Genomic DNA, 5,692 nt, shown 5'->3' on the forward strand with positions numbered 1-5,692 from the left:
ACCGTGGGTGCGGGCGGTATCGCGTACGGCCTTCGGACGGTGCCGGTGGCGGTCCGCATCGCCCGGCGGATCGCGGCCCTCGCCCCGGACGCCTGGGTCATCAACTTCACCAATCCGGCGGGCCTGGGGGGGGGGGGGGGGGGGGGGGGGGGGGGGGGGGGGGGGGGGGGGGGGGGGGGGGGGGGGGGGGGGGCGGGGGGGGGCTTGGGGGTGGGGGTGGGCGTCGGGGTCGGCCCGGGGGTGGGCGTCGTGGGCTGCGGCGTGGGTTCCGGGGTGGGTCTGGGGGAGCAGCCGCCCGATCCGGCGACCGAGACCGTGGTGTGCGACCCGTCGGGGCCGGTGGTGGCGTAGGCGCAGGAGTCGGCGGCGGCGGGCACGGGGGTGAGGACGAGCCACACCAGTGCGAGGGCCGCCAGGGGCCGCGCGAGAAGTAATCCGTACAGAGGCACAGGGACGAGCTTCCTCACAGACGCGGCGCGGCGGGGTGGAAACGGCCCGGATTCGCCGGATGGGGGGTCTCTCCGGGTGCACTGGTTTGACGTTTCGGCGTGTCGGGGGCGGATTCGGCGCAATGGCGGCGTATAGGAGAGGCGGTCCGCGCGCCGGAGGGGAGCGGTAGGGCCGGTTCCGGCCTCCGGAGCCATATCTGTCCGATTGTCGCCCTGTCGGGAGGGCTGTCGGAGGGGGCATTCTTCACCGGCGACCGGCCCCGTGGAGGCAACGGCCGAGGTGCGGGCGGGGCGCGAGTGACGGCAGGGTGGTGAAGGACCCTGCCGGGAGTGACCGCACGCTCATATGCACGTGAATTTGCACGGCCTGAAGGCGTGAACTCAACGTTCCAGGGGCACGTGCCAATGGCGTGTGACCAAGAACGGATCGCTAATTTCCGTTTTCACTCGCTCTCTCGGCGGGCGATCAGTAGCCTCACCTCGAACACCGGCTACGAACACCTGGCCGCATCCCCCATGGCGACTTGTTGGAGACATTGATGGAGCGTCCCGCCTGGGCTCCCATTGGTATAGACATTTCAGTGCCGAGCGTGTCCCGTATGTACGACTTCTATCTGGGCGGCTCGCACAATTTCGAAGTCGACCGGGAAGCGGCACGCAAGGCCATGGAGTTCATGCCGGGGCTGCCCAAGATCATGCAGGCCAACCGCGCCTTCATGCGGCGCGCCGTGCGCCACGCCGTTGACAACGACGTCACCCAGTTCCTCGACATCGGCTCCGGCATCCCCACCTTCGGCAACGTCCACGAGATCGCCCGCGCCGCCCACCCGGGCGCGCGCGTGGTCTACGTCGACCACGACCCGGTCGCCGTCGCCCACAGCCTGGCCGTCCTCGAAGGCGACCCGGACACCTCCGTCGTCGCCGCCGACCTGCGCGAACCGGACGGCATCCTGCGCGCACCCGAGGTCGCCAGGCTGCTCGACCTCGACCGGCCGGTCGCCGTCCTCCTCGTCGCCGTCCTCCACTTCCTGGAGGACGAGGACCGCCCGTACGAAGCCGTCGCCGAACTGCTCGACGCCCTCGCTCCCGGCAGCCTCCTCGTCCTCACCCACGCCGCCTACGAGGGCATCCCGCTCACCCGGCAGCAGGCGGGCGGAGCCGTCGGGGTCTACCGGAACATCCGCAACCCCCTGGTGATGCGGACCGGCGAGGAGATCGCCCGCTTCTTCGAGGGCACCGACCTGGTCGAACCCGGCCTCGTCCAGATGCCGTACTGGCGACCGGAAGGCCCGGTCGAGGAGGAGGACCCCTATGCCTTCTCCGGTTACGCAGGGGTGGGGCGCAAGGCGTGAAGGTCCCGTCGCAGCCGAAGAGCGTCGCCGAGGCGGACGGTCCGGAGGACAGACTCAGGCGGTTCGTCACCATCTGGAGCCGCGCGATCTTCCCGGTCACCGCCACCTCGCTGACCCGCGCCGAGTTCGAGGTCCACCTGCTGCCGCCGGCCCGCACCCTGTGCGACGCCCTGCACGCACGGCCCTTCGACACGGCCCCGGCCCAGCGCGCCGGAGCGGCGCTCGTCGCCGCCCACTGCACCGATCCCGACGCCCTCGGCCGCAGCCTCGGCGTCGTCGACTCCTACCTGGTGCTCTACTGCGGTACGGATTCCGACCTCCAGGCCGAGGAACTGAGGGCCCGCTGCGCCCGGCTCCAGCACGCCATGGCCACCGGCTACGCACAGGCCCTGCGGGAACGCACCCGCGCCGAGCAGGAGGCCATCGCCCGCTCCGCGCTGGCCGCCCGCAGCGCCGCCGAGATCGCCCTGCACGCCACCGAGAGCCGCTTCCGCGCGGTCTTCGACGGAGCCGCCATAGGCATCGGGATCGCCGACCTCGACGGCAACCTCCTGGAGGTCAACGAGACCCTCACCCGCATGTTCGGCGGCATGGAAGGCCCCCTGCGGGGCCGCAAGGTGACCGAGTGGGTCCACCCCGAGGACGGCCCGCACGTCTGGCGCCTCTACGACGAACTGGTCCGGGGCGAGCGCGAGCACTACCGGGTGGAGAAGCCGTACTACCGGGGTGACGGCACGGTCCTGTGGACCAACCTCACGGTCTCGCTGCTCCGCGACGCCGAGGGCGACCCGCAGTACCAGCTGGCCCTCATGGAGGACACCACCGAGCGGCGCCTGCTCCATCTGCGCCTGCGGTACGAGGCCACCCACGACGCGCTCACCGGACTGCCCAACCGGACCCTGTTCTTCGAACGCCTGGAGAAGGCCCTCTCCTCCGGCGACAACACCCGCTTCGGCCTCTGCTACCTCGACCTCGACGGCTTCAAGGTGATCAACGACAGTCTCGGCCACTCCACCGGGGACCGGCTGCTCGTCGAGGTCGCCGACCGGCTCCAGAGCGCCGTCAGGGGCTCCGGCGAGATGGTCGCCCGGCTCGGCGGCGACGAGTTCGTCGCCCTCACCACCGGCGCCGACGGGGAACGGGAGGTCACCGACCTCGCCGATCGCATCCTGGCCTCCCTCGCCACCCCGCTGCGGATCGACGGCCGCGAACTGACCGTGCGCGGCAGCCTCGGCGTCGTCGAGGGACCGGCCGGCGAACGGACCCCCGCCGAGGTGCTGCGCAGCGCCGACATCACCATGTACCGGGCCAAGTCCGCCGGAGGCAACCGCTTCGAACTGGCGGACCCGGAGGCCGACGCCCGCGCCATCACCCGGCACGGGCTCACCACCGCCCTGCCCGCCGCCCTGGAGCGCGGCGAGTTCTTCATCGAGTACCAGCCGCTCGTCCATCTCGACGACGGCAGCGTGCACGGCGCGGAGGCACTGGTCCGCTGGTGCCACCCGCAGCACGGGGTCCTCGGCCCCGACCGCTTCATCCCGCTCGCCGAGGACACCGGGCTCATCGTGCCGCTCGGCCGCTGGGTCCTCCAGGAATCCGTCCGCCAGGCCCGCTTCTGGCAGACCCGGCACTCCGACGGCGGACCGCTGCGGATCAACGTCAACCTGTCGCCGACCCAGCTCCACCACCCCCGGCTCGTCGCCGACACCGTCGACGTCCTGGAGCGGTCGGGGCTCGAACCCGGCGCGCTCTGCCTCGAAGTCACCGAGTCCGCCCTCATAGGGGCCGACGAGGGACTGCTGAAGCCGCTGCGGCAGCTCGCCGAGATGGGTGTGGACATCGCCCTCGACGACTTCGGCACCGGCTATTCCAACCTGGCCAACCTGCGCCGCCTGCCGGTCAGCGTCCTCAAGCTCGACCGCTCCTTCACCCGGGGCATGCAGCAGCACCCGGTGGACCCGGTGGACCTGAAGATCGTCGAAGGCATCGTGTCCCTGGCCCACAGCCTGGAACTCGCCGTCACCGTCGAGGGCGTGGAGACCGGGGCCCAGGCCCGCAGACTCCGCGACCTCGGCTGCGACACCGCCCAGGGCTGGTACTACGCCCGCCCCGGCGCCCCCGACCGCATCCACTCGCTCCTCCTGGCGGACGCGATCTGAGCCGTCCGCACGTGTGAGGTCAGCCGGCCGGGGGAGTGCCGCCGCCCCGCGAGCCGGGCCCGGAGAGCACTTCGAGCTTCTCGACGCCCTGGTTGAGTTCGGTCAGCAGGGTCAGGAACCGCTCCGTGGTCCCGGGGTTCCAGCCGATGGCCTCGACCAGCCGCCCGGTGCCTTCGAGGCTGATGGCGCGGTCGGCGTGGAGCTGCGCGATGCCCGCCTCGGTGGGGCGGTACTTGCGGGCGATGCCTCCGTCCGGGTCCGCGATGCGCTCCACGAGACCCGCCCTGAGCATGGCGTTCACCTGGCGGCTGATGGTCGAGACGTCGACCTGGAAGGTGTGGGCCAGTTCCTTGAGCGTCATGGGGGCGCTCGTCTCCATGCGGGTGAGCAGGACGTAGGCCGAGCGTTCGAGCGTCTGGCCGATCCGGGGTCCTCGTGAGCCGAGGAAGTGCCTGGACAGGAGGGTCAGCTCCCGTTCGAGGTCGTTCAGCCTGCTTTCGTGCTCGTCCATGCCCCTGCTCTCCGTGCCGTGGACCGTCCGGTCCGTCCTGGCGCGCCGCGCCTTCAATGGGACCATCATCCGATGTGATTGTGTACGGTGCAACTCGCATGTACAGTGCAACATATATGCATGATGCATATTCTGGGGTGGTGCGGCCTCCCGGGGCACCCGCGCACCGGCCCGCCGACACCCCGGCCCCGCCGGAAGCACGAACGTCCCCGGGCGACCGCCCGGACAGCAAGGAGCACCACCATGAACCGTCTACAGGACAAGGTCGCCGTCATCACCGGAGCCGGCAGCGGCATCGGGCGCGCCGCCGCCGTACTCATGAGCCGTCAGGGCGCCCGCGTCGTCGTCGCCGACTACGACACCGGGGCCGCCCGGGAGACCGTGGACCTCATCACGGCGGAGGGCGGCCAGGCCCTGCCCGTCACGGTGAACGTCCTCCAGGAGGACTCCGTCGCCGCCATGATCGACGCCACCGTCGAGGAGTACGGCTCCCTGCACGTCCTGTGCAACCACGTCGGCGGCACCAACCCCCGCACCGACCTCGACCTGCTCCGCATGGACATGGACGAGTTCGACCGCGCCGTCGCCCTCAACGTCCGCAGCACTCTGCTCGGTTCGCGCCACGCCGTCCCGCACATGATCCGGGCGGGCGGCGGCTCCATCGTCAACACCGCCTCCGTGGCCGCCCTCGTCGGCGACGTACTGCAAACGTCCTACGGCGCCGTCAAGGCGGCGGTGGTCAGCCTCACCAAGTCCATCGCCACCCAGTACGGTCCCCAGGGCATCCGCTGCAACGCCATCGCCCCCGGTGCCGTGATGACCCCCGCCCTGGAGAACAACCTCCCCCAGACGGTCATCGACGGCCTGAAGAGCGGAAACGCGCTGCCCTACCTCGGCTCTCCCGAGGACATCGGCAACACCATGGTCTTCCTCGCCTCCGACGAGTCGCGCTACCTCACCGGCCAGCTCCTCGTCGTCGACGGCGGCATGACCACGCAGTCCTCCGCCGCGCCCTGGCGCCGCGCCATGCTTCCCGCATGACCGAATCCCGGACGGCCGGGCCGTCCGGGACCACGAACGCCCAGGCGGCTCAGCCGTCCGGGACCACGGAAAGGGGCTCCGGGCCGTCGCGACGGCCCGGAGCCCCGCCGTGCGTCCCCGCCCGCGCCGGAGACGGCTCCCGCCGCCCCCGGCGCGGGCGCTCGGGTCCGCCGTCGCGGC

General features: G+C 71.5%; 4 protein-coding genes and 1 pseudogene. 4 read left to right on the top strand and 1 reads right to left on the bottom strand.

Annotated features, from left to right (window positions below; genetic code table 11):
- The 3 genes and pseudogenes from BU197_RS16665 to BU197_RS16675 all read left to right on the top strand — a co-directional run.
- Positions 1–126: pseudogene (locus BU197_RS16665) on the top strand (hypothetical protein); the annotation flags it as partial.
- 862 nt (positions 127–988) lie between these two features.
- Positions 989–1,801: an SAM-dependent methyltransferase gene (locus BU197_RS16670; RefSeq protein ID WP_188269095.1), complete on the top strand. Its 813-nt coding sequence runs from the start codon at positions 989–991 to the stop codon at positions 1,799–1,801.
- Complete coding sequence (locus BU197_RS16675; protein ID WP_188269096.1) at positions 1,798–3,960, top strand: putative bifunctional diguanylate cyclase/phosphodiesterase; 2,163 nt, start codon at positions 1,798–1,800, stop codon at positions 3,958–3,960. Before BU197_RS16670 ends, BU197_RS16675 begins: the two co-directional genes overlap by 4 nt.
- 19 nt (positions 3,961–3,979) lie before the next feature.
- On the opposite strand, the gene BU197_RS16680 is transcribed toward BU197_RS16675, so the two are convergent.
- On the bottom strand, positions 3,980–4,471 hold the full coding sequence (locus tag BU197_RS16680) for a MarR family winged helix-turn-helix transcriptional regulator (RefSeq protein ID WP_188269097.1): 492 nt from the start codon (positions 4,469–4,471) through the stop codon (positions 3,980–3,982).
- A 243-nt stretch (positions 4,472–4,714) separates the two neighbouring features.
- On the opposite strand from BU197_RS16680, the gene BU197_RS16685 reads away from it, so the two are divergent.
- A complete protein-coding gene (locus tag BU197_RS16685; protein ID WP_188269098.1) occupies positions 4,715–5,512 on the top strand; it encodes an SDR family NAD(P)-dependent oxidoreductase in 798 nt (265 codons plus the stop codon).
- Positions 5,513–5,692 lie beyond the last annotated feature (180 nt).

The sequence above is a fragment of the Streptomyces sp. CBMA291 genome, assembly GCF_014596525.1.
In the GTDB taxonomy this organism is placed as follows: domain Bacteria; phylum Actinomycetota; class Actinomycetes; order Streptomycetales; family Streptomycetaceae; genus Streptomyces.

What these genes read in the sequence shown, in the direction of transcription:
- BU197_RS16685 (WP_188269098.1), top strand. Translation starts at nt 4,715, where the DNA reads ATGAACCGTCTACAGGACAAGGTCGCCGTCATCACCGGAGCCGGCAGC.
- BU197_RS16670 (WP_188269095.1), top strand. Translation starts at nt 989, where the DNA reads ATGGAGCGTCCCGCCTGGGCTCCCATTGGTATAGACATTTCAGTGCCG.
- BU197_RS16680 (WP_188269097.1), bottom strand. Translation starts at nt 4,471, where the DNA reads ATGGACGAGCACGAAAGCAGGCTGAACGACCTCGAACGGGAGCTGACC.